The 25,486-nt window shown below is 39.6% G+C and carries 24 protein-coding genes and 1 riboswitch; of the genes, 23 read left to right on the forward strand and 1 reads right to left on the reverse strand.

What is annotated here, in order from left to right:
• Nucleotides 1-2: 2 nt before the first annotated feature.
• A complete protein-coding gene (locus N7548_RS01790) occupies nucleotides 3-3,248 on the reverse strand; it encodes an ABC transporter substrate-binding protein (protein ID WP_263607687.1) in 3,246 nt (1,081 codons plus the stop codon).
• A gap of 245 nt (nucleotides 3,249-3,493) precedes the next feature.
• Between N7548_RS01790 and N7548_RS01795 the strand changes: the two genes are divergently transcribed.
• From N7548_RS01795 to N7548_RS01905, 23 genes are all read left to right on the forward strand, one after another.
• Nucleotides 3,494-3,808 carry a hypothetical protein gene (locus N7548_RS01795; protein ID WP_263607688.1) on the forward strand — a complete coding sequence of 105 codons (315 nt, stop codon included), beginning with the start codon at nucleotides 3,494-3,496 and terminating at the stop codon, nucleotides 3,806-3,808.
• Nucleotides 3,809-3,827: 19 nt separating this feature from the next.
• Nucleotides 3,828-4,745, forward strand: coding sequence for a type II toxin-antitoxin system antitoxin SocA domain-containing protein (locus N7548_RS01800; protein ID WP_263607689.1), 918 nt, complete (start codon nucleotides 3,828-3,830; stop codon nucleotides 4,743-4,745).
• Nucleotides 4,746-4,857: 112 nt separating this feature from the next.
• Nucleotides 4,858-6,486 carry a formate--tetrahydrofolate ligase gene (locus N7548_RS01805; protein ID WP_263607690.1) on the forward strand — a complete coding sequence of 543 codons (1,629 nt, stop codon included), beginning with the start codon at nucleotides 4,858-4,860 and terminating at the stop codon, nucleotides 6,484-6,486.
• Nucleotides 6,487-6,500: 14 nt separating this feature from the next.
• On the forward strand, nucleotides 6,501-7,346 hold the full coding sequence (gene folD, locus N7548_RS01810; protein ID WP_263607691.1) for a bifunctional methylenetetrahydrofolate dehydrogenase/methenyltetrahydrofolate cyclohydrolase FolD: 846 nt from the start codon (nucleotides 6,501-6,503) through the stop codon (nucleotides 7,344-7,346).
• Nucleotides 7,339-8,640 carry an adenylosuccinate lyase gene (gene purB / locus N7548_RS01815; RefSeq protein WP_263607692.1) on the forward strand — a complete coding sequence of 434 codons (1,302 nt, stop codon included), beginning with the start codon at nucleotides 7,339-7,341 and terminating at the stop codon, nucleotides 8,638-8,640. The genes folD and purB overlap by 8 nt, the downstream gene beginning before the upstream one ends.
• A 71-nt stretch (nucleotides 8,641-8,711) precedes the next feature.
• The gene (locus N7548_RS01820) at nucleotides 8,712-9,125 is read left to right on the forward strand and encodes a flavodoxin domain-containing protein (RefSeq protein ID WP_263607694.1); all 414 of its coding nucleotides are present in this window, start codon (nucleotides 8,712-8,714) and stop codon (nucleotides 9,123-9,125) included.
• Nucleotides 9,126-9,237: 112 nt separating this feature from the next.
• A riboswitch (purine riboswitch) is annotated at nucleotides 9,238-9,337 on the forward strand.
• Between the two features lie 114 nt (nucleotides 9,338-9,451).
• A complete protein-coding gene (locus N7548_RS01825; RefSeq protein ID WP_263607696.1) occupies nucleotides 9,452-10,828 on the forward strand; it encodes an NCS2 family permease in 1,377 nt (458 codons plus the stop codon).
• Between the two features lie 120 nt (nucleotides 10,829-10,948).
• Complete coding sequence (locus N7548_RS01830; protein ID WP_263607698.1) at nucleotides 10,949-11,479, forward strand: inorganic diphosphatase; 531 nt, start codon at nucleotides 10,949-10,951, stop codon at nucleotides 11,477-11,479.
• A gap of 18 nt (nucleotides 11,480-11,497) precedes the next feature.
• Nucleotides 11,498-12,202, forward strand: a complete 705-nt coding sequence (locus N7548_RS01835; RefSeq protein ID WP_263607700.1) for a YebC/PmpR family DNA-binding transcriptional regulator — start codon at nucleotides 11,498-11,500, stop codon at nucleotides 12,200-12,202.
• A gap of 200 nt (nucleotides 12,203-12,402) precedes the next feature.
• Nucleotides 12,403-12,888: a bifunctional pyr operon transcriptional regulator/uracil phosphoribosyltransferase PyrR gene (gene pyrR / locus N7548_RS01840; protein ID WP_373425169.1), complete on the forward strand. Its 486-nt coding sequence runs from the start codon at nucleotides 12,403-12,405 to the stop codon at nucleotides 12,886-12,888.
• Between the two features lie 56 nt (nucleotides 12,889-12,944).
• Nucleotides 12,945-14,180 (forward strand): serine hydroxymethyltransferase, encoded by a 1,236-nt coding sequence (glyA, locus tag N7548_RS01845; protein ID WP_263607704.1) that lies wholly within the window; start codon nucleotides 12,945-12,947, stop codon nucleotides 14,178-14,180.
• Nucleotides 14,181-14,196: 16 nt separating this feature from the next.
• The gene (locus N7548_RS01850) at nucleotides 14,197-15,498 is read left to right on the forward strand and encodes an RnfC family protein (protein WP_263607706.1); all 1,302 of its coding nucleotides are present in this window, start codon (nucleotides 14,197-14,199) and stop codon (nucleotides 15,496-15,498) included.
• A 9-nt stretch (nucleotides 15,499-15,507) separates the two neighbouring features.
• Nucleotides 15,508-16,581, forward strand: a complete 1,074-nt coding sequence (locus tag N7548_RS01855; protein WP_263607708.1) for an RnfABCDGE type electron transport complex subunit D — start codon at nucleotides 15,508-15,510, stop codon at nucleotides 16,579-16,581.
• On the forward strand, nucleotides 16,581-17,558 hold the full coding sequence (locus N7548_RS01860) for an RnfABCDGE type electron transport complex subunit G (protein WP_263607710.1): 978 nt from the start codon (nucleotides 16,581-16,583) through the stop codon (nucleotides 17,556-17,558). Before N7548_RS01855 ends, N7548_RS01860 begins: the two co-directional genes overlap by 1 nt.
• A gap of 1 nt (nucleotide 17,559) precedes the next feature.
• Nucleotides 17,560-18,525: a hypothetical protein gene (locus tag N7548_RS01865; protein WP_263607711.1), complete on the forward strand. Its 966-nt coding sequence runs from the start codon at nucleotides 17,560-17,562 to the stop codon at nucleotides 18,523-18,525.
• On the forward strand, nucleotides 18,522-19,187 hold the full coding sequence (gene rsxE, locus N7548_RS01870) for an electron transport complex subunit RsxE (protein ID WP_263607713.1): 666 nt from the start codon (nucleotides 18,522-18,524) through the stop codon (nucleotides 19,185-19,187). The genes N7548_RS01865 and rsxE overlap by 4 nt, the downstream gene beginning before the upstream one ends.
• Nucleotides 19,184-19,765: an electron transport complex protein RnfA gene (locus N7548_RS01875; RefSeq protein WP_263607715.1), complete on the forward strand. Its 582-nt coding sequence runs from the start codon at nucleotides 19,184-19,186 to the stop codon at nucleotides 19,763-19,765. Before rsxE ends, N7548_RS01875 begins: the two co-directional genes overlap by 4 nt.
• The gene (locus tag N7548_RS01880; protein ID WP_263607716.1) at nucleotides 19,765-19,965 is read left to right on the forward strand and encodes a hypothetical protein; all 201 of its coding nucleotides are present in this window, start codon (nucleotides 19,765-19,767) and stop codon (nucleotides 19,963-19,965) included. Before N7548_RS01875 ends, N7548_RS01880 begins: the two co-directional genes overlap by 1 nt.
• Entirely contained in the window at nucleotides 19,962-20,273 is a 312-nt protein-coding gene (locus N7548_RS01885; protein ID WP_263607717.1) for a (Fe-S)-binding protein, read from the forward strand. Before N7548_RS01880 ends, N7548_RS01885 begins: the two co-directional genes overlap by 4 nt.
• A 163-nt stretch (nucleotides 20,274-20,436) precedes the next feature.
• The gene (locus N7548_RS01890) at nucleotides 20,437-21,669 is read left to right on the forward strand and encodes an FAD:protein FMN transferase (RefSeq protein ID WP_263607719.1); all 1,233 of its coding nucleotides are present in this window, start codon (nucleotides 20,437-20,439) and stop codon (nucleotides 21,667-21,669) included.
• Nucleotides 21,647-22,132 carry a NusG domain II-containing protein gene (locus N7548_RS01895; protein ID WP_263607721.1) on the forward strand — a complete coding sequence of 162 codons (486 nt, stop codon included), beginning with the start codon at nucleotides 21,647-21,649 and terminating at the stop codon, nucleotides 22,130-22,132. The genes N7548_RS01890 and N7548_RS01895 overlap by 23 nt, the downstream gene beginning before the upstream one ends.
• Complete coding sequence (locus N7548_RS01900) at nucleotides 22,132-22,641, forward strand: Gx transporter family protein (RefSeq protein ID WP_263607723.1); 510 nt, start codon at nucleotides 22,132-22,134, stop codon at nucleotides 22,639-22,641. The genes N7548_RS01895 and N7548_RS01900 overlap by 1 nt, the downstream gene beginning before the upstream one ends.
• A gap of 152 nt (nucleotides 22,642-22,793) precedes the next feature.
• Nucleotides 22,794-25,367, forward strand: a complete 2,574-nt coding sequence (locus tag N7548_RS01905; protein WP_263607725.1) for an immunoglobulin-like domain-containing protein — start codon at nucleotides 22,794-22,796, stop codon at nucleotides 25,365-25,367.
• The last annotated feature ends 119 nt before the right edge of the window (nucleotides 25,368-25,486 follow it).

A 25,486-nucleotide genomic window follows, 5' to 3' on the forward strand; every position in this document is an offset into this window, starting at 1 on the left:
CTCTATAACCAGTACCAGCCAACATAGTAGTCGCCTACTTTTATGACCACATAAGCATCCAACTGAAGATTGATGAACTGCGTACCATAGACATACGCTGTAACCCCAGTCGGTAGTTTGGATTCAGCCCAAATCTCATCCCAGGTATTAAATGTACCATAGGTAGAGGCGATGTATGGGATGGCGTTGATTTCATCTAAAGTCAATGGTGTTTCAGACGTGTAATGTAATAAATACTCATAATTATGATAAGCTATTGCCTCTTTGACTGTTTTCGCTAATGTGAGGATGTCATAGAGTTCGTATCCATCATTATTTTTTTTCAAAAGAAATAACAATTCTTGGCCGGTTGTAGTGATAACGACATAACTCTCGATGGTATCGACATGGAGGTTAGCAGCGAGTGTATTCAAATCCCCAACCATTAGAGCTGCGATACCCAACGAATCGGAAGCGATTGAAGCGATACTATCTTCGTATTGGCTGAGTTTCACTTGAATGAGGCTTTCTGGGGTATCCCAAGTCTTTTGTTCCATCCCATCTTTCACATAAACTTTACCATTCAGCGCAGAAACTAGGGCGTTATAACTCCAAAGCTCATAAACCATTTGACCTGAAGCGTTACGGTAAGCTATAGGGATATTGGCAGAGGTTGTATCAATACCAAAATCCATCGTGAAATTCGAACGATTATCATCGGTATACGATGACAAAATGCCTTGATTAATCGGTACTGAGCCTGAAATTCCGGCGATACCTAAATCGGTATTCGCTTTTTGTAAGAAATCATAATAGTTGCTTGGGAAAGCAACATCCACTAAATTGATTTCGATTTTCACATAGTTGTTATGATCAATCAAGCGTTGCTCATATTGAGACTTTAGTTGTTGTGCCATGGTTTGAAAGGCCTGGTTGCCACTGGATGAATAGGTCAAATCCAAAGCAATCACAGTATAATTTGAAGCATTACCACGTTCATAATACCCCTCAGTGATGGCTCGATTCACCGCTTGTTCAAAGAGAGATACGGCTTTGTCTGGAACGAAACCATAGTTATCCTGTCCATACTTAATTAAAATGTCTGCCCCTGCAGGAAGTGTTCTGATTGTTACACCATGAGGCACATCGATGAAGAAATTAGTTCTTAGTAAAGTATAAACAGGCAGATAAATTTTCGCTTGATTCACTGCGGCTTCATAACGATCAAACCCATAATACAAGGCTTGTCTCATCTCTTTATACATCAAAATAGGTTCAGGAACAAAGTTTGGATTAATTGTAACATCCGGGTGTGATTCGATGTAGGCATCTCGTCGTTCTTCTGTACCAAACCCATTAATTACCAATCGATAAGTTGTTGCGGATGGTATGGTACTTACTCGACTGTCTAAAGCATATTCGAGGGTACGGTTTGTTGGTAAGTTAGCCATATCGAGTTTACCATCTAAAAATGCTTGGAAAATAAGGTCGGTACCAGTCATAAACTGATATTGTAAACCTGTAAAGTGATACATGTCTTTTAGTGGGTGATTCGAATTCTTTTTAAAAGTAAGTTGTTCACCCAAGGTCCAACTATCTAAATAGTAAATACCAGAAGAAGGTGTCGACTCAGGTGAGGTTGCGTACCCATTAGGGGTGAGTTTTTCTAAAAGTTGTTGGTTTAAAGGCGAGAGTAATGGTGAGGAAAACTGATACTTAACATCAAATGCTGATTTATCGGTTGTATACTCAATTTCTAAGGTGTTTGAACTACCCGAAGCCAATCTTAAACCAACTTGATTGATACCAATAGTACCTGCTAAAAATTCTGAAGCCCCTTTGACTTGGTTACTAACAAAATCGTTACCCCCTGTACGTGCTCTAAACCATTGTTGTTGCAAAGCGTATCGATAGGTCCATAAGAAATCCTCTGCATTTAGCACTTCATGACCACTTGGCAGACCCGCTAGGTTTGTATTTGGATGATAAGTCCAAACCAAATTATCTTTAACAGGAATTCGCCAAACTTTAGCGTATGTCTGTCCATTAATGACGTTTGGATTGACAGGGATTGGCTCAGATTCAGCCAAAGAAGGTTGAAGTTTAAACCCAGTCTTGGTGTCATCGAAGAAGTGATCATACAATGACCCACTGAATTGACTGATTATTGCTTCATCCGTATAATTATCACTTATCCAACTATTTAATGTGTATGGGTCTGTACTGTAAGCAGATCTAAATGTGAATTCATTTGCGTTTCCATAAGTGTTGCCTGACATCATAACTTGTGAATCATCGGTATTTAATTTAGAAAACGGTACACCAAAACCTAAGACAGCATTATGGGTTGGGCTGAATAATTCAACCCTATTGGAAAACATCATGCGTGTCGAGCCTGTAAATAGAGGTACGCCTGCGTAGACATTATCTAGTAGATAGTTTTCTGCGGCTGCATATATCTTCGCAATCTCGGTATAGTTTAACTCTGTAAAGTCATACAAACCATTGGCTTCTTGAAAAAACTCAAGCGGTACATCATTGGTCACATCAGGACCAATAACATCGACTTTGCCAACGATAAAAAGTTGAAGGTAAGCCACATCCAATAAACTGATCTGTCCATCACGATTGATGTCAGCCAGTTCAATCAAATCATCTTTTAATAATGCTTTTCCTGCCAAATGCAGTTGAATCATCAAAGCGTCTTGTATGGTTACTTGACCATCCATATTTAGGTCACCGAACTCACCGACATGAACTGCCATGAAGACATAAGATACGTCTGGAATCGCAGTGAATTGACTACTAGGTCCCATCATAATAATCTCATTGTTAAAGGTTTGATCTAAAGAGATGACATCGTATTGTCCGTATGGAATGTATGACTTAACCTTGAAGGACAACTCAAATAAAGTGTTGAAGCCTGTGATGGTTTGTTCGGTTTGACTGAACGCAACAGAAATGATGCCCGGGTTTTCAATGTTATAGACTAAACCTGGAAATTGACGCTGATCATAATTGAGACTGATTAATTCAAAAAGATTGGCATCGTAAAGCAGTCGCATCTGATAGCCTGCAACCGGATATGGTGTATCTAGAGTAACATTAATCTTAAAGGTGAGCCCATGGGATGTGTGGACATCCTCAGTGGATGAAACCACTGTTACAGCGGTATCCAAGGCTACCAATGTCGTGTAGCTAAAGACAAAAAAGCTCCAAAGACTGATTAAAGATACGATAAAAAACCGACGAATATATCGACGAATCATGATTCCACCTCCAATTTGAGACTAAAGTATTCAATTTCTGTTTAATTTATAAACATTTTACATCATTCATTATAAAAAGCAATACTTATTTTGATAGTCTAGAATCAATAAATAAAAAATGTGCAAATAAACGTATCTTCAATGATTGAATCTACATACTTGAGCATCGACAAATGTAACAATTGTAACATTTTCATTGAAAATTTCGCTGGAAAGACTATAATACAATTACAGGAGGTTAATGTATGCCAGATGAAACAGTGACATTTCTCACAAAAGCAAAAAAACTAATTACCCATAAAAAAAGAAGTGTCGCTGCTAGAGCAGATTTTATTCAAAATTTGGCACTAATCGGAATACTCAATATTGACGAGATTTGGCATCATATCCTAAGTCTTACCAAATTTCAAAGATTAGTAGATTATAAACCTGCTTATGATGGTGGGCAAGAAGCATATATATTCATCAAGAATATCCATGGTGAAGACATATATATAAAACTGAAAATTGAAATTCAAAACAATGAGGAAATATTGGTTTGTCTCTCATTTCACAAATGAATAACCACAGGAGATTGCTATGAAAAATATAATGAACACCTATATTAAAGAAACCACTACTACATTTCAAATCAATGATACGACCATTATAGTACCAGGTAAGAGAAGGTTCGATGCCACGACAAATGAACCTGTTTTTGATTATGATTTAGACAATGCCTTGCTGATTGAAGCAGGTAAAAAATATCGAGAATCTATTCATTTTGACGGAGAAAAACTCATTGAGTTTCGTAAAAAACATGATTTGACACAAGCATTGTTTGCAAAAATCTTAGGGATATCTAGAAAAACACTCATTTCCTATGAAAAAAATTATGCCATCCCAAACAATCAAAATCTAAAACTGATACAGTCAATGATTAAAGATGAAACTTTACTTGAAAAAATGTCAACTCATTTCAATGCCCCACTAACCTATAAAGAGATGGAGGTCATAGGTAACATTAGAGTTGAGGAATCTATGGATGAATATTCTGGTTTCCAAGCCATTAATGAAGACATACTGATTTCATTGATGTTATTCTTTTCGGACAAAGGTATATCTCAAACACGACTTCAAAAAGCAATGTTTTATAGCGATTTTCTCAATTATAAAACCACAGGTACATCATTAACTGGATTATATTATCGAAAGTTTCCTTTTGGTCCTTACTCAGAAGCATTAAATAAATTGACAGACGATTTGATTAGACTTGAAAAAATGACTAGAAAATTGGATTATTTGATGGTTTCGCAAGAGAAAGTTAATCTAGATTTTCTCACTGAACCTCAATTCGAAATTGTTAAAAAAATCAAACGATACATACAAAAGAATGATGCTAAAGCTGTTTCAGATGATTCGCATCTCCATAATGGATGGATTCATACAACTGATTTCGAAAAAATTTCCTATGAATTTGCAGTCGATATGTTAGATGACTTCTTGAACTGTGAATAAGAACATATGGTACTAAGCGTTTCTCATTATGAGAGACGTTTTATTTCAATCAGTATCGGTTTTCAAAAAATGTTATAATTAAAATAGAAAACTCAAAAAGGATGGCGATACTATGAAAGACGACGTAACGATTTCTTTAGAAGCAGAAAAACGACACATCAGTGAGATTGCAAGAAAGTATGACATTTTCGATCAAGAATTGGAACCTTTTGGGAAATGGGTTGCAAAAATTGAATCATCCGTTTATGACCGTTTAAAAGATAAACCCAATGGCAAACTTATTCTCGTAACAGCCATTACCCCAACCCCATTTGGTGAAGGTAAAACCACCATGACCGTGGGCTTGGTAGATTCGCTCAATAGCATTGGAAAAAAGACCATGGGGGCTTTAAGAGAACCTTCATTAGGTCCTGTTTTAGGGATGAAGGGTGGCGCAACCGGTGGCGGTTACGCACAAGTCTTACCTAAAGAAAAAATCAACTTACACTTTACAGGCGATATCCACGCCATTACAACCACACATAACTTTTTATCTGCAGCCATCGATAATTCATTACACTTTGGTAACCCGCTTCATTTAGACCTTGAAAAAATCACTTGGCCAAGAACATTAGACATGAACGACAGAGCCATTCGTGAGGTTCAAACAGAATACCGTAAAGACAAATTCATCATCACTGCAGCCTCTGAAATCATGGCTATTTTGTGTTTAGCAAAAGACATTAAAGATTTAAGACAACGCTTAGGGGATATTTTGATTGGCTATGATGTTGAAGGTAAAGAAGTCCACGCGAGAGCACTCAACATCATTGACTCGATGATCATTCTTTTACAAGACGCTTTGAAACCAAACTTAGTTCAAACCTTAGAACACAACGGTGTCTTAATCCATGGCGGTCCATTCGCGAACATCGCCCACGGCTGTAACTCAATTATCGCGACACAAACCGCTTTAAAACTCGCTGACTATGTCGTTACTGAAGCTGGATTTGGTGCGGACTTAGGTGCGGAAAAGTTCATCGACATCAAAACCAGATACTTGGGTGAAACCCCAAGTGTGGTGGTTGTGGTTGCGACACTGCGTGCCCTTAAATACCACGGTATGGCAGAAGGTTTATCCGATTTAGAAGCCTTAAAGATTGGGATCGCGAACTTAGAAAAACATACTTCTAATATTCGTAAATTCAACTTACCATATGTCATCGCGATCAATAAGTTTGCGAACGACCCAGATAATGAACTTGAATTCTTAATGGATTGGGCCAAGGATAACAACCACCCAATCAGCCTAGCAGAAGTGTTCTTGAAAGGTTCAGTAGGTGGACAAGACTTAGCTCAAAAAGTCGTTAAGCTTGCGGAAAATAAGCATGAAGTCAAACGTATTTATGAATTATCGGATGATTTGTTTGAAAAAGTTGAAAAGATTGCTCAAAATATCTATGGTGCGAACGCGGTGGTCTATTCACCAAAAGCACAAAGAAAACTCAAAGCACTCAATGAACAATACCATGACTACCCAGTTTGTGTCGCGAAAACACCACTATCTTTCTCGAACGATCCTAAACGCAGAGGCATGCCTCATGCCTTTGATTTAGCGATTGAAGATGTCCGTGTTTCAAGAGGTGCACGTTTTGTGGTTGTGTTAACCAAAGGCATCATCACCATGCCTGGTTTACCAGAAGTACCGAACGCAACCAAGATGTTCATCGATGACTTAGGCAACATTTCAGGCAAACTCTAAAGGAGGGTTTAATCATGATTTTAGACGGTAAAGGTCTAGCAAGACAAAATGAAATCACCCTCAAAGAAAAGGTTAAATCATTAAAACAAAAATTCGGATTTACACCCACTTTAAGGGTCATTTTAGTGGGAGAAAATCCCGCATCTATCGCTTATGTAAACTCAAAGAAAAAAGCGTGTGATCGTGTCGGTATCGATGGCGAAATCATTCGCTTACCCATCGATATTCAAGAAGAAGCACTGATTGATAAGATTGAATCCCTTAACCACGACCCTAAGGTCGATGGGATACTCGTTCAATTACCCTTACCAAAACACATCAATGAAACCTTTGTTTTAAACAAGGTATCTCCTGATAAAGATGTGGATGGTTTGCATACCATTAACGCAGGTAAATTGTTCACCAAACAACCTGGGGTCGTTCCTGCAACACCACTGGGTGTCATGATGTTACTTAATCATTATAAAATACAGACTGAAGGCAAATACGCTGTCGTCGTTGGCAGATCTAATCTAGTTGGGATGCCACTGGCGAAACTGTTGAATGACGCCGACGCGACAGTAACAGTCGTTCACCGTAAAACCACTGATTTAGCATCCTTTACCAGACAAGCCGATATCTTATGTGTCGCGGTTGGGAAACCCAATTTCATCACCAAAGACATGGTTAAACCAGGAGCTGTTGTCGTAGATGTCGGGATCAACCGTGTTGGTGATATCTTGGTTGGTGATGTGGATTTTGAAGGGGTTAAAGATGTTGCATATTACATCACACCAGTCCCTGGTGGGGTTGGTCCAATGACCATTTCAGCACTGTTATTTAACGTGCTATTTCAATATGAGGTAAAACACCATGATTGATCGCTATTCAAGAAAAGTAATGAAGGAACTTTGGAGTGAAAAAGCCCGATACGACGCTTTATTATTGGTCGAAAAAAAGGCTTCTGAAGCGTGGTTTAAATTAGGGCTCATTACCCAATCCGAACTCAAAGACATTCTTGAGGCGACCTATGATTTAGATGAAGTCAAAGCACTAGAAGCTGAAACTAAACACGACATCATCGCGTTTACGCGCAACTTATCCGAACGGATGACAAGCGATGCGAAAAAATGGATTCATTACGGATTAACATCTACAGATGTTGTCGATACAGCCTATGGGGTTGTGTTCAAAAAAGTGAATGAGGTTTTATTGTCTGATATCGAAGCATTCATGGCTGTATTAAAGAAAAAAGCTTATCAATACAAAGATACCATTTGCGTCGGTAGAACCCATGGGATACATGCAGATTTGACATCCTTCGGCCTAAAATGGGCTTTATGGTACGATGAAATGGGTCGTAATCTTAATCGATTTAAAGCCGCATGTGAAGACATCGAAATGGGGAAAATCAGTGGTGCTGTTGGCAATTTCGCCAATGTGCCACCCTTTATACAGGATGATGTATGCGCATCTTTAGGTTTAAAATCCGCATCGATTTCAACCCAGGTTTTACAACGAGATTCCCATGCGCACTACATCCATGTGCTCGCATTGATCGGTTCGACTTTGGAAAAAATCGCGGTTGAAATCCGTCATTTATCGCGTACCGAAGTGGGTGAAGTGAGAGAACCTTTTAGTCAAAAACAAAAGGGCTCATCGGCGATGCCACACAAGAAAAACCCAATCACCAGCGAAAATATTTCAGGGTGCGCAAGGCTTTTAAGAGGGTATACAATCCCAGCTTTTGAAAACATCGCTTTATGGCATGAGAGAGACATTTCACATTCATCGGTTGAACGTGTCATATTCGCTGACGCCACCACTTTGTTAGACTATATTTTAGTCCGTTATATGGATACATTAGAACATCTAAACGTCTATCCAAATCAGATGTTAGAAAACATTGAATTCACGAAAGGTGCACTCTATGCACAACGATTCATGAATGTTTTAATAGAGAAGTATCAATACCACCGAGAAGAAGCTTACGATTTCATTCAAGGGGTAGCGAGCTACGCCATTGAACATCGAGTCGCGATATCCGATTTACTCCAAAACCATGAAGATTTCAAATCGGTTCACCCGATGACTCAATCAGACATTGAAGCAGCGATGTCGAACGACTATTATTTAAAACAAGTCGATTCGATTTACGCTCGCGTGTTTAGATAAATTCAAAATAGCATATCTTTTGACTATGTAGAGCCTAATTTATATAATGTATGCGAAGAGGTGAATAACTTATGAGTAATGTATTAGTAGTATATTGGACAGCAACCGGTAATACCCAAGCTATGGCGGTTAAAGTTGCTGAAGGCGCGAAAGCAGACTTAAAAGAAATTAGTGAAATTGCACCTGAAGATGCACTTAAATATGAAAAGATTGCATTCGGATGCCCTGCAATGGGAGACACATTTGAAGAAGCTGAAGAGTTCCTAGAATGGTACCTTCAAGTTGAACCAGGCCTAGAAGGCAAGAAGATTGCGATCTTTGGTTCTTATGGTTGGGGTTCTGGTGAATGGATGGAAGACTGGTCTGAAAGAGTCGGTCAAACCACTGCAGTTTTATTCGATCAACCATTAATGGCGAATGAAGCACCAAGCTCAGACGATGAAGAAGCTTGCTTTGCATTCGGCCAACGTTTCGCACAATTCTAATTGAAATTGAACGCCTAATTGGCGTTCTTTTTTTCTTTGCTTTAGCAAACCGATTTTACAATTTTGTGTAAGCGTTTTAGTAGTTTACAACAAAAATCGGCTTGATATAATGGGAGTGTATTCAACAATATATCGTATAATCGGCCTAATATGGTGGCCAAGTTTCTACCGAAAGACCCAATCTTTCGACTACGGTATGAAAACACGTTTTTTTATTTTTGTTTTCATATGCAGAAACGCCACCTTTAGCAATAGAGGTGGCTTTTTTCATAAACCGTCCGACTTATTTTGAATACAAACCATTTATCGGAAAAGGAGAACAAAAAATGGATCGTTTTTTCAAATTGAGCGAAAATAACACCTCCATTAGCCAAGAATTCGTTGCTGGTCTAACCACATTCTTCGCTATGGTGTACATTATTTTCGTCAACCCAATGCACTTATCTGCAACAGGTATGCCTTGGGGTGCAGTATTCTTAGCAACCATCTTCGCTACCGTCATTGGTACCTTGATGATGGGATTATTCGCCAATGTGCCTTATGCTCAAGCCCCAGGTATGGGATTGAACACATTCTTCGCGTATACCGTCGTTGGTGGTATTGGTTATGGGTTTGGTTTCTCATGGCAAGAAGCGCTTGCTTTAGTCTTCATCTGCGGTATCATCAACATGATCATCACCGTCACAAGCATTCGTCGACAATTGATCATCGCGATTCCGAAGAATTTACAAAGCGCTATCTCTGGTGGTATTGGTTTATTCATCGCTTATATCGGTTTAGTCAACGTACAAATCATCGAGTTTGGTGCAGTACCTGGATTGGCTAATTTTTCTAACCCATCTGCAGTATTAACCATCATCGGTGTTGTCTTAACCTTAGTACTCATCTTATTAAAGGTTAAAGGGGCTATCCTTATTGGGATCGTTGCTGCTACAGTCATCGGTATTCCGATGGGTGTTACCAACCTTTCAGGCATTGAATTCAATGTATTTGAACCATTCAAAGAATTCCCAATCACTTTTGGTGCTGCCTTTGGTGGTCTAGGTTCCTTATTCTCAGACGTTTCTAAATTGCCTTTAGCATTACTCGCATTATTCGCATTCAGCTTAACCGATACCTTTGATACCGTAGGTACATTCGTCGGTACTTCTAAAAAATCCAAAATCTTTACCGATGAAGAACTCTATCAAATGGGTACTGGTAAAGGCTTCAAAACTAAAGTTGAAAAAGCATTGTTCTCTGACATGGTCGCAACCACTGTAGGCGCTGTCTTAGGGACCTCTAACGTCACCACATATGTGGAAAGTGCTGCTGGTATCGAAGAAGGCGGTAGAACTGGCTTAACCGCTGTGTTCGTCTCTGCATTCTTCCTATTAACCATCTTCATTTCTCCATTGGTCGGTATCGTGCCTGCAGCTGCAACAGCACCTGCACTCATCATCGTTGGTATCTTGATGTCTTCTAGCTTTGGAGATGTCAATTGGCATTCACTTGAAGATGCAATCCCTGCATTCTTCACCGTGGTCGTCATGGCACTCGCCTACAACATTTCTTATGGTATCGCATTCGGTTTTATCTCTTATGTGATCGTAAAAGTGACTTTACGTAAGGCTAAAGAAATTCACCCTATCTTATTAGCATCCGCAATCATTTTCTTAGTATATTTTGTCTTCAAAGCCTTAAATGGCGCAGGCATCTTCTAAAAAGCTGAATAAATATTCATATTTTTAGCCTAAATTTATATAATAAAGAAAACACCTATCAATTTTGGGTGTTTTTTTTGCATAATAATGATAAAATATCTAATGACAAGGAGGGCGTTTATGAATATTTGGCACGATATTGACGAAAAACGAATTTCAAAAGAACGCTTTGTTGCATGTATCGAAATATCCAAAGGTAGTAAGAAAAAATACGAACTAGATAAAGAGACAGGTATGATTATCCTTGACAGAGTGTTATATACCTCTGCCCACTATCCAGCGAATTATGGATTTATTCCAAGAACATACGCTGGTGATAATGACCCCCTTGATGTTTTAGTATTATGCCAGGAAGACATTGAACCGTTGAGCTTAGTGAACTGCTATGCCATCGGTGTCATCAAAATGATCGATTCAGACCAAGTTGACGAAAAAATCATCGCCATCGCAATCGGTGACCCATCGTTAACCCAATACAAAGACATTTCGGAATTACCCGCCCATTTACTCAATGAAATGGGACACTTTTTTGAGATTTACAAGTCACTTGAAGGTAAAAAGACATACATATTAGATATCGGCGACAAATCGGTTGCGGAAGAAATCATTCAAGATTCAATGAAACGATATAAGGAAATTTTCAACAAATAATAGAAGGGATTTAATACAATGGGAAGAGCATTTGAAGTAAGAAAAGCATCGATGGCAAAGACCGCCGCTGCGAGAAGTAAGGTATACGCAAAGTACGGTAGAGAAATTTACATGGCCGCTAAAGCAGGTGTACCTGACCCAGAAATGAACCAAGTTTTAAAGAGGGTCATCGAAAGAGCGAAGAAAGACCAAGTGTCTGCCGACGTCATTCATAGAGCGATTGAAAAAGCCAAAGGTGGTTCTGAAGATAACTACATTGGTGCACGTTATGAAGGTTTCGGACCAGGCGCATCCCAATTGGTTGTGGAATGTTTAACAGACAACGTCAATAGAACGGTTGCTGAAGTGAAGACATGTTTTAACAAAACAGGCGGAAAAATGGGTTCCGTATTACACATGTTTGAATCCAAATCCGTGTTCACATTCAAAGGCACTGAAGATGAAGTTTTAATGGTATTACTAGATGCTGGTGTCGACGTTTCAGACTATGAAGTCGATGAAGAATACATCACATTATATGCTGAACCAACTGCCTATAGTGAAGTCAGAACCGCGTTAAAAAATGCGATGCCAGACCTTGAATTCGAAGAAGACGAAATCAAATGGTTACCACTAGCTGCGACTGAATTAACCGATGAAAAAGAACAAGAACAATTCCAACGCTTACTCGATATGTTGGATGAATTGGACGATGTTCAATCGGTTTATCACAACATCAAATAGAAAAGTCATGAACAATTACCCACTTCTGTGGGTATTTTTTTTGATATTGATAGATTCCCCATCATTTGTAAAGTAAAATGCACCAACTTCGAAGAAACATTATAAAAAAGACGTCAATTTTCCCCGTTTTATTATGGTTTATGTAGATTATTTGACAGACCTAATATATAATATTACAAGGTGATAATGTGAAAGAATTGATGGATTCGCTACAAGTTTCAAAAACACTCAAACGAATCTCGCATGAAATCATAGAACGTCATGTGACTTTAGACCATGTCGTTTTGATGGGAATTAAGACCAAAGGGACACCAATTGCACACATGATAGGTGCCTACATTCAGGAATTTACTGGTAAAGCCATTCCAATCTATGAAATCGACATCACCGCGTATCGCGATGATGATAAAAAACAAGCGTCAGATAAGTTATACGCAGAGGCTGAAAAAAAAGAAGTCATCTTAGTCGATGATGTCTTATTTACAGGTCGGAGTGCACGTGCCGCTCTCGACGCGGTACTCGATATCGGGAGAGCTTCGAGAATCGAACTTGCCGTATTGGTAGACCGTGGACATCGTGAACTGCCAATCCGCGCTGACTATGTTGGTAAGAACATGCCAACCGCATTAGACGAACAAATTTACTTTGATACACAAGCACTCAAAGTATATATCAAGCAAAAATAAGGGGTATCATCCAAACCTTATTATGATATAATAACCGTGCTTATGAGAGGGAACTTATGCTAAAAGATACAGCCGTATTAGAAGCCATTCGTCTTGAACAACAAAGACAAGAAGAACACATTGAACTCATCGCTTCAGAAAACTTTGTTTCGGAAGCCATCCTTCGTTTACAAGGGTCTGTACTAACCAATAAGTATGCGGAAGGTTATCCAGGTAAACGATATTATTCAGGCTGTGAACATGTGGACGTGGTTGAAACTTTAGCCATTGAACGCGTCAAACAATTGTTCCATGCCCAATATGCCAACGTCCAACCACATTCTGGATCTCAAGCTAATATGGCGGCGATTCGCGCATTAATCAAACCAGGAGATAAGATCCTTGGGTTGGGTTTATCCGATGGTGGACACCTCACTCATGGTTACAAACTCTCATTTTCAGGGATGGATTATGTGGGGACAACCTACGGGGTTGACCGGGAAACAGAAACACTCAATTACGATCAAATCTTAGAGATTGCGAAAAGAGAACAACCACAACTCATCATTGCAGGTGCTAGTGCTTACCCACGCGTCATCGATTTCCAAAAATTCAGAGAAATCGCCGATGCTGTCGGTGCGAAACTGCTCGTCGATATGGCACACATCGCTGGATTGATTGCGGCAGGGGTTCATCCAAATCCGATGCCATATGCACATGCAGTGACATCAACCACCCACAAAACCTTACGAGGTCCGAGGGGTGGAATCATATTAACCAACGATCCTGACCTAGCCAAGAAGATTGATAAAGAAGTCTTCCCAGGTATTCAAGGTGGCCCACTCATGCATGTGATTGCTGCCAAAGCAACCGCATTCTATGAAGCTTTAGACCCAAGTTTCATCACGTATCAACAACAAGTCGTCAAAAACGCTCAAGCGTTAGCCAATAAACTTCAAAGCTTAGGTTATCGCATCGTTTCAGGCGGAACAGACAACCATTTGATGCTCGTCGATGTCAAAGCATCCATTGGTATGACCGGTAAACAAGCTGCAGATATCCTATCTTCAGTCAACATTACCTGCAACAAAAACAACATTCCATTTGACCCAGAAAAACCAATGGTCACTTCAGGGATCCGTTTAGGAACACCTGCAGTCACTACCCGTGGGTTAATAGAATCGGACATCGAACAAGTAGCTATTTTAATGGATAAAGCATTAAGAGGCTATCAGAATTTAGAAGTATTAAACGAAGTAAAAGAGTCTGTCATTTCATTGATGAATCGATTTCCGATTTATCAGTCATTATAATGAAGGGGTGAAGTAAATGATTGAGAAAACAAGACACATTCCCGACGGGAAAAAAGAAAGAAAGAATCAGCCAGTCAGTCACTACCTAGAAGCAGAATACTTATATTTTCCGACCACAGATTTACGCTGCCCAGCCGGCGAATCCTGTGTTATCGATGGACAATATGTTAAAGTAGGCGAACTTATTGGTACAAGACACGGTGGCTTTTTCGATCAACCAATCCATTCAACCGTGAGCGGTTATGTGGTAGGGTTTGAAAAGAAAGTGCATTCGTCAGGTCAAACTGTCGACTGCCTCATCGTTAAAAACGATAAGAAGTACGTATTACATGAATCCTGTGTTTCTAGAACCGATGAAGAAATCGCGGCTTTAACCAAAGAAGATTACATTCAAATCATCAAAGATTCAGGACTTTCGGGTTTAGGTGGATCAGGTTTCCCAACTTATGTAAAACTTGAAACAAAAAATAAAATCGATGTCATTGTCGCCAATGGGGTAGAATGTGAACCACACCTCATTTCAGATTATAAATTAATTCTTGAACGCGCACACAGAATCATCGAAGGCCTTACTTATGCCATGCGTGCTCAAGGCGCTAAACGTGGTGTGGTAGCGGTTAAGAAAAAATATCCAGAACTTTATGAAGTCTTGGAAAATGCTCGACACAGTTTTATGGATTTTGATATCGAAATCAAACGTGTTGGCAACCATTACCCACAAGGATGGGAAATCGAAACCATCAAAGCAGCTACAGGTATTCAAGTACCAGTAGGCAAAATGCCTTCTGAATATGGCGTGTGTGTATTTAATGTCGCAACCCTTTATGGATTTTATCGTGCGGTTAAACGCAGAATGCCAATCACTGAACGCTTTGTTACCATTTCCGGGAACGGGATTAAGACCGAAAGAAACTTCTCAGTACGTATCGGTACCCCAGTGAGAGACCTCATTGAAATGTGCGGTGGTTATACTGAAAACGATAAGAATAAAGTGGTTATTTGTGGTGGACCGATGATGGGTACCAACCTACAAAGCGATGATTTAATTGTTACCAAGACAGTAACCTCACTCATCGTATTAGATGAAGAACCGATCAAAACAGAACCTTGTATCCACTGTGCATCTTGTGTATACTCATGCCCAGTCGATTTACAACCAGTTCAAATCATGAATGCTTATAAAGAAAGAGATAAAGACGCCCTTGCCGTGCTCAATGTCAACAAATGTATCGAATGTGGTTTGTGTTCATTCACTTGCCCATCTAAGATTCATTTGACAGAAACCATGAGACAAGCGAAACGCTTTATTAGAAAATAGGTGAAGCAAATGAACTACGCAAAACAAACAGCACCTTATGTGCGTAAGGAAAACAGCACAAAACGCATGATGGTGGATGTGCTGATCGCTTTATTACCAGTGGTTGTATTTGCCATCTATCAATTTGGATGGGATGCAGTCGTCAGACTGGTATTATCCGCAGTCATCTTTATTCTTGGGGAAGTGGTAACGACATTCTATCGTACTAAACCACACCCATCGGTTAAAGAACGTAAAGAAAAATTCAAAGTTCGTTTTAAAACATTAACCATTAATAACATTACCGCACCGTTGGTATCTGCAATTATTTACGCACTCATCATCCCAAGCAACTTATCCTTGTATGTGGTTGCTGTAGGGGCATTGTTCGGTATCTTGGTGGTTAAAGCAGCCTTTGGTGGCTTAGGTTCTAATATCTTCAACCCAGCCGCTGCCGGTAGAGTATTCATCGGTTTATCCTTCACCAGCCAATTTGCTTATACAGGCATTGACGCTGTGGTCGGTGCTACCCCACTTGGCGCAGCTAAGGACGCTTTATTAAACATCCCTAACTTATTACAAAACTATACAGTACTAGATTTATTCTTAGGTAATATTCCAGGTTCGATGGGTGAAATTTCCGCTTTACTCATCATCATTGGTGGTATTTATCTATTCGCTAGACGTGCTGCAGACTTTAGAGTAACTCTATCCACCTTGGTATCCTTCAGTGTGATGATGGCCATCGCTGCGATTGCAGTCAATGGCAATGTGGTAGACATCGTTGTTTACCAATTATTAGCAGGTGGTCTATTGTTCGGTGCAGTATTTATGGTTACCGACCCTGTCACATCACCTGTCACCAAGCCAGGTCGTTGGATATATGGTTTATTGGTAGGTTCGATTGTCGCGTTCATTCGTCTGTTTGGTTCTTATCCAGAAGGCGTTGTATTCGCCATTCTACTGGCCAACATTTTCGTACCACTCATCGATTATTACAAGTGGTCTAAAAACCGTTACTCCGTGAAATTCATCGTGGGCTATGTGGTTGCTTTAGCATTGCTTGGATTCATTGTTTTAGTTGGATTAGGAGGGCTTAACTAATGAAAATATTTAAAACAGCATTAGTGCTTACCTTAATCGGGATTGCTTGTGGTTTACTGATTGGTTTATCCAACCAAATCACAGCGCCAATCATCGCTGAAAACGAAAGAAAAGCTGAATTAAAAGCCTATGCGGCATTGTTCCCAGGGCTTGATGAAGCCAATAAATTAGATGTTGAACTTCAAGGTGCTATCTATGAAGTTCTAGAAGTTAAAGATGGCGGTCAAACTGTCGGCTATCTATATAAGGGTAAATTGACCAACTCTTATGGTTCAATCGACCAATTGGTAGGGATTAAGACCAATGGTGAAATCACAGGTGTTCAATTCTTAAACTTAGATCAAACCCCTTCGATGAAACCAGCCATTGAAACCAATGCTGCGGTCTATAAAGGCTTAAACGCTAACGACATCAATTTAACCAACTTAGTGGTCTTCTCATCCTCAGCAAACGTGTATGACACCACTGCTGGTTCATCCTTTGGATCGACCACCATGAGAACCATCTTAAGAGATGCGATTAACCAATTCAAAAACGAAGGTCCTGTTGTTGTAGACCCTTACCAAAACATTTTTGGACCTTACGCTAGCAAAGCAGATGACGCAACCTTTACAGCGACCGATAAAGTCACTAAGAGAGAAATTATCAAGGATGCATCTGACAATGTCATTGGTTATGCGTATACCTTAACCAGTGTTAAAAACACCGGTACAGGTTCAAACTTAACTGAATACATTCAAGACCAAGATTGGAGTTTATCTCTATTGGTCGGTGTCGACGCTGACGATGAGTTCTTAGGCATAGAACTCGTTTCTTCCCAACATACAGAATTCTATATCAGTAAGCATTTACCTTATTTTGAATCCTTAAAAGGGGTTGCAGTGGCTACTTACAATACAGTAGATACCATTTCAGGGGCATCCGCATCCTTAGCACACATTCAAGAATTATTGAATGCATTACAGGGGGTGCTCTAATATGACACGTGAAAATCGTATTTTACTCATCAATGCTTTAAGCGCATTGTTGGTCGGTGTGATCTTCTTGTTCGCATTTAGTTCACTCATCAGCAATCAAGAAAAGCAAATTAAACTATCCTATTATCAAGAAGTTTTCGCTACCGCGAATAAATTCGAATCTGTTTCTGTCAATCAAACCAGTTTAACTGAAAAAGTTAAGATCATGAAAGACAACACCGTGCTTGGTTATTTATATGTGGGTTCTGGAACCAGTACTCAAATTCCAGGTCATGGTGGTTCAGAAGATGAATTAAGATTACACGTATTTGTTAAAGCAAACCGTGAAATCGCGAAGATCGTGGTGGATTATTACGAACATACCTCAACCTATGTTGAAGGTTCGTTAAAACCTGACCTTGTACGTCTTCAAGGTTCAGTTATCGAAAACTACTTATCTGTGGACTTGGTAGGTGGCGCGTCTGCTTATTCCATGCCAATTGTTCATAACATTTTATCTGCGATTTCTAGAGACTTAACAGGCTCTAATCCAATCGTACCAAATCCAGTGGACCCATACGCTGAAATCTTCGGTGAATACGCAAGTAAGACTGAAGATGATACTTTCGTTCCAACGGATAAAGTCACCAAGAAAGAAATCATCAAAGACGCTTCAGACAACATCTTAGGTTATGCATATACATTGTCCAGTGTGAGAAATACTGGATCCAATATTGACCATCACGAAGATGAAAACTGGGGATTGACCTTATTGGTTGGTGTCGATACCACCAATAATATTGAAGGCATTTACACATTAGCTTCTGACCATACCGCTTCATTCTATGGATTACACAGCACTTACTTCACAGCACTTGAAGGTGTGGCTGTATCCAACTATGAATCCGTGGATACAGTTTCTGGTGCATCCTTCTCTAGAGGTCATATCTTAGAGTTACTAGAAGCATTACAGGGGGTACTCGCATGAGCGACGCAGTCGTATTAAAGAAAAAAGATATATTCATGACGGGTGTCATCAAAGAAAACGCCACATTCAAAATGATGCTTGGGATGTGTCCTGCGCTTGCGGTTACAAACTCATTTGAATCCGCATTCGGTATGGGCTTGATGGTTATCCTGGTTTTAGGTTTAACCAACGCCATCATCTCAGCACTTAGAAACGTCATTCCAAACGATGTTCGTATTCCATCTTACATCGTCATTATCGCAACCGTCGTTACCGCGCTATCCATGTTCGTTGACGCGTTTGCAGGTGCACTTGCTGAATCTTTAGGGGTATTCATCCCATTGATCGCAGTTAACTGTATCGTCTTAGGTAGAGCAGAGTCCTTCGCATCGAAAAATGGTGTGTTGAACTCCTTCATCGATGGGTTAGGTTCCGCTACAGGCTTTACCTTATCCATCACATTGATTGGTATCATCCGTGAAGTTTTAGGTAAAGGTTCATTAGCCCTAGGCGTATTGTTACCATTACCATTCGAAACAACCTTACGTATTTTCCCTAGCGAATTCGGTCTTGGCGTCTTAGTGTCGCCACCAGGTGCCTTCTTGGTCATCGGGTTATTATTAGGCTTATTCGCAGCCGTTGGCAACGCCAAACCTAAAAAGAAAGTGGTGGCTAAAAAATGACATTAGAAGTATTTTTCGTATCGTTAATTAGCTCCATGCTAATCAACAACATCATCGTCATCAAGTTCTTAGGTATTTGTTCCTTCTTAGGCGTTTCTAAGAAGATGTCTAACGTATGGGGTATGAGTGCAGCCGTCATGTTCGTCATGATGATCTCTACTGCCATTACATACCCGCTTTATTTCTATGTACTTGACCCACTAGGGGTTGGTTATGTAGATACCATCGCCTTCATCCTTGTCATCGCAGCCGTGGTTCAATTGGTTGAGATGTTGCTAAAAAAATATGTTGAAAGCTTATACCGTGGTTTAGGGGTATACCTACCACTCATCACCACCAACTGTGCGGTCCTTGGGGTTGCACAAACCAATATCACAGAAGCAGCAGACTATTTAGATGCCTTAACGATTACTTTCGGTACAGTATTAGGTTACACCTTAGTCATCGTCGCATTCTCTGCCATTCGAATTAGACTTGATTCAGCGAATGTCCCTAAAGCATTTAAAGGCATGCCGATCGCGTTAGTGGTTGCAGGCTTAATGTCACTTGCATTCTTAGGCTTACAAGGACTCATCTAATGGGACAAATCCTTGGACTACTCATCTTTTTGGTACTCGTTGGCTTTTTCGTCATCATCTCAGTGTTGAACAAAAAAACGCCAGTACCTGAAAGTTGCCAACATGCCTACATGGAAGCACAAAGTTGTGAAACGTGCGCCGTCAGTGGTGGGTGCTCGTTTAAAGAAGCTATCGATATGATGAAGGAGATCAAGAAATGATACAAGCTACACTCGTTTTAGGTGGCCTTGGATTACTGCTCGGCGTTGGATTGGCCTTCGCTGCTAAATACCTTGAAGTATTTGAAGATGAACGTATCGCTGCCGTTGAAAAAATGTTACCAAACTACAACTGTGGTGCGTGTGGAACCCCTGGGTGCCATGCGTTCGCAACCGAAATCGTCTCCGGTAAAGCCGGTAACGTTTCTCGTTGTAAACCTGGTAAACCAGACAAACACTACAACCCAATTCTTCAATATTTAAAAGACCATCCAAATCCAGACGGTACACCAGTTTCAATCAAACTTTAATACAATCAACACGGACCTATGGTTCGTGTTTTTGTTCACACAATTGGTTCGTTTGTAAACACTTACTTTATAAATACCCTCGGATAAGGCCTTCAGGGGACAAAAAATGCTTTTTTCTTATAACAATACATGTTATAATAACGTGGAAAAAGGACGATTAAACATGAAAAAATATTTTGCAATTTTGTGTCTTTTATGCACAATTTTACTACAACCGAATACACAAATTCACGCCACAGAACCTTCGATTTTGTTACAGCGTGAAATGGAATATATGAGTACACAAATCCTCGTGACCCTCTATGAAGGTGAAGAAGCTGATTTGGATGCGATAGAAGACATATACCGCACTTACAGCCATTTAGCAGACAATTATACAGCACCAGATTTAACCAATGATGACCCACTATATCACGAAAAAAACATCGTAACCATCAATGAGAATAGAGGCGTTTCACCAGTGGTTGTGGATCAACGTTTATACGATCTCATCAAGCTCAGTGTGAATCACCATAACCAATCCAATGGGTTCTTTAACCCAGCGATTGGCAACGCCATTGATATCTGGAAAAGTGCCATATATAGCGAATTTATGTATGGAGAACTACCAAAGAGTGTATTTGATCAAGTGCAACTAGACCTCGAAGAAATCTCCAATTCAGTCAACCCTTCTAGCATTATTTTTAACGATAATGACCGTTCGGTTTTCATCAACAATGATAACCTAAAATTGGACTTAGGCGCGATTGCGAAAGGGTATGCGACCCAAAAAACCAAAGAGTATTTAGACTCTAAAAACATAACCAAATACATGATTAATGCAGGTCGTTCAAACATCATCGTCGGGGTTCATCCGGATGATTCTGATACCAATGACCGTCCGTTTAGGGTTGGTTTAGAAGATCCTTTAAGAATATATCAAAATGGTATTTCAGGTATCCTTGAAGTGAGAAACAAAGCTGTGGTTACATCCGGTAACTATGAACAATTCGTAACCTATGAAGGTAAAGTATACCACCACATCATTTCACCGTTTGATTTCGAACCTAAACAGTATTACCATGTCGTTACCATCATCGGTGATGATTCAGCGTTGTTAGACTCCATGTCTACAGCACTTTTCTCGATGCCTCTAGATCAAGCAACGATATTGGTTCAAAGCCTGGGTATTGAAGCCATCTTTTACATGTACGATGGGTCAATAGAAACCGTCAATTTGACACAAAACTTTAGACAAAGCGAACCTCTCGCCGATGAACCGAATGACTTAACCAACCTCTATATTATTTTAGGTGGCGTGGTCATTGTCGGTGGTGCACTGATTATTGGCATCAGTGTTTACGACAAAAAGAAAAAAGCTAAGGGGGATGTTCGTGAAGACAAAAACGAAGCATGATACCTTAGTGGTTGGCGTATTGCTCATTTTATTTGGAGCCATCCTAGTCATTTCATTAGTCACCCGTAAGAGTGGAGAACAAGCATACATCAAGTATAAAAATACCACTATGTTCGCCATCAACTTAGAGAATGGTGAATTCACCAAAGCCAATAATCAAACGGTATATACCGTGGATGCCTTACCAGATATTCAAGGGGATCAACTACTGATAGAATCCATTGAGTTTACGGATTTAACTTTAGGACAAGGCATTGTTAAGTATCAAAATAACTATTTTATTTTGGGTAATCTTGGCTTCATTTGGATTGAATACAAGGATAACAAGGTGAGGGTAAAAGAAGAAACCAGCCCATATAATATATGTAGTAGAGTTGGTTTTTCAGATTTACAACCCATCATTTGTTTACCCAATTATGTTACCATCGAGTTTAGAGATTTGGGATTGGATGTGATCATATAATGACTGTCAAAAAACTAGCCATGATCGCCATCTTCACGGGTGTCGCATCCATCATAAATATTTTAGAATCTTACGTACAATTGGTCCCAGGCACAGCCTTTAAGATTGGTTTTTCAAACATTGTCACACTCATCATTTTGTATGTATATGGACCCAAAGAAGCCGTCACAGTGGTCATTCTCAGACTGATTGTTACCGCCTTATTCGCCCCTGGTACATTCAACGGAGTTACATTCACATTGTCTCTCTCAGGTGCCATTTTCTCATTGATCACACTGATTATTCTTAAAAAATTAGACTTATTTGGTATTATGGCCGTATCCGCCATTTCATCGGTGATGCATGTCATCGGACAGATTGTCGCGGCGAGCTATGTGATTACTGAAGCGGCTTTATTCTACGCACCAATTATGTTATTCTTATCGGTACCCGCAGGGATTCTGACAGGTATACTTGCGAAACGCTTTTTGGATAGCACGAAAGAACTTTTTATCGAGAAAAAATTCTAATTTACAGGCAAATTCTATAAGAATAGCCTGTTTTTTCTTATATTTATATTAATAATAGATAAGACAATCAATTCTTTCATTTTTTAATAAATAATGAATAAAAACCGTGCTATAATGTCTTTACCGAAAAAACGAAGGCAGGATTATAAACAATGAAGTTGAATAGGATTTTTGTCGTTTTATTGATTTTGTTTTTAAGTGGGTGTACTCAAAAAACACCACAAAGTATCATCGAAAGCATCGAAATTCAGTATTCCAATAATGAAACCAAAGACACGGTCATCAGTGACTTTAGTCTACCTACATCGATTCAGGAGTACACCATTGATTGGACGAGCGATAGCATTCACGCAGTCATCGATAACAACAGTGTAAAAGTATCTAGACAAACCAATGACGTTACTGTTAAATTAACCGCAACCATCACCGTGAATGGGATTGTTGTAGGTAAGTCGTTTAGTTTCACAATTTTGAAATCCCCTGTGGATTTTAATGCGCTATTCAATGCCATTGAACTCCCATCACAAATCGAGGATTCCATCACATTACCCACCACAATCGATGGTCACAGCATTACTTGGAAGAGTTCCAATGAAGCGCTATTAACGAATACAGGTGTGGTCACTTTACCAGATCTCAATCGAATTGTATTTTTAACAGCTTCCATTACGGTTGATGGCATCACCCAAAATCATACATATACGATCACAATCATCGCACCTTATGTATTCGATTATGACGCGTTTAGTGATTATTTAGCTGTCCCTACTGAAACGGACGTCGATTTGGTCTTAAAATCAACCTATTTAGGCAATCCAGTCACTTGGCAATCAGCATCCCCGCTAGTGATTTCAAACACAGGGTTAATAACCAGACAAGCCGAAGATATGGTTGTAGAATTGACCGCCACAGTCACGATCGATGGTGTACCGTATGAGATCACCTTGGATGTTAAAGTCATTAAGGCAGAACCCATTACTCCAGATTATCAAAGCATCTTAAATCAAATCTCAGTACCATCACAAACCAGTACTAATCTAACATTACCAACGACCATTGAAGGGGTTCAAATTCAATGGACATCCAATAGTAACGCAATCAATAATGCTGGTGTTGTCACAAGACAAAATGTGGACGTGACCGTTGTTCTAACCGCAACGATTGTTGATAATAACCAATTTACCAAGACATTTAGTGTATTGGTACCTAAATCAGCTGACTTCCCTCAGTCTTCTCAAACACCGATTTCTGAAGTGAGATTGAAAACTCAAGGCACTGTGGTGACCATTCAAGGTGTCGTCACCAGTTTGATGACCAATGGCAATTTCACCATTCAGGACGCAACAGGTGCAATCCCTGTTTACATGAATAACAACACCGGCTTAGTTGTCGGAACTGAATACGTGATTGAAGGTACTTTAAGTCAATTCAATGGCCTAATACAACTCAGTTCACCAAAAATCATACAAACTTTGGGCACACATACCCTGAGTGATGGCATTGATTTAACGGGTTATTCATTGGACTTTGACGATGTTATTTTGTATGAAGCCAACGTCATCACCTATTTAGAGTTAGAAGTCACTTCAATCGCGACACCAAACAACGCCATTGAGCTGTATTTAAAGAATAGTGTTGGTGAACAAACCTTTGTCAGACTAGACAAACGTGTCAATGCATCACCTTACCTATTTGATACCATTAAAGTCGGTGAAATCGTCGATTTATACAACATCACCGTCGGTCAATACGCTGGTAAAGCACAGTTCTTATTCACCAACCGTAGTTCTGTTGTTTCAAAACCTAAGAATCCAGATATCATCAGTATTTATGGCACAACCAATATTAACTTCACCATTGGTGATGCTACCCCTAATTTCCTTGCAGGTATTACAGCTAAAAATGGTTATGGCGATGATTTTACATCCTTGTTAGGTGTCGATACATCCTTGGTGGATTTGGACGTACCTGGTGATTACGAAGTCACAGTCTATTTAAATAATTATCAAGATGTGATTGCTACCTACATCATTTATGTTAGAAATCCGATTGAAATCGGTGTATATGAAGGCTATTACTTAAGTCTAAATGGCTTAACAGGCAGCAGTTTCACTGCAGCATTACGCTCGCTTGTAGTCAATACTGGTTCAGCAACGGGGTCAACGTCACAAGTACAATCGATTGACCGTGTTGGCAACAGTTACTACCTCATCTATGATGGCATGGGCTCTTATGGCAACCGTGAACACGTTTGGCCACAATCCAAATTAGGTTCAGTCAAAGATGACCTACATAATCTGAGAGCGTCTAACTCAAACACTAACTCCGACCGTGGTAATTTACCATTTGTTGAAGATAATCGTCCGTTCACTGGCAATCAATCCTATGGGAAATTCGGTAGTGGTTGGTACCCTGGTGATGAATATATCGGAGATGTTGCGAGAATTGTCCTATACATTTCAATTCGCTATAACTTAAATATTGACGTCGTAGGTAACCTCCAAACATTCCTTCAATGGCATGAATTGGATCCGGTCAATGACTTTGAAAAAACCCGCAATGATCGTATTTATGGCATTCAAGATAATCGAAACCCATTCATTGATCACCCTGAATTGGTAGAGATATACTTTGGTCAAGGCCAACAACCCATCCACATGTCATTGGCACTCTTAAACACATCTGTGTATATGCTTGTGGATAACAGAAGATATTCGTTTTTATAACAGGCTTATCTTTGTAAAACGATGGTCAAAGTCTTATAGATTGATTTCAATCGATCCCAATAAAAAAATGAAGATTATGTTTGTATATTGGATTTAACTATGTTATAATACCTACGCAA

It is taken from the genome of Paracholeplasma manati, assembly GCF_025742995.1.
Taxonomy (GTDB): Bacteria; Bacillota_I; Bacilli_A; order Acholeplasmatales; family UBA5453; genus Paracholeplasma; species Paracholeplasma manati.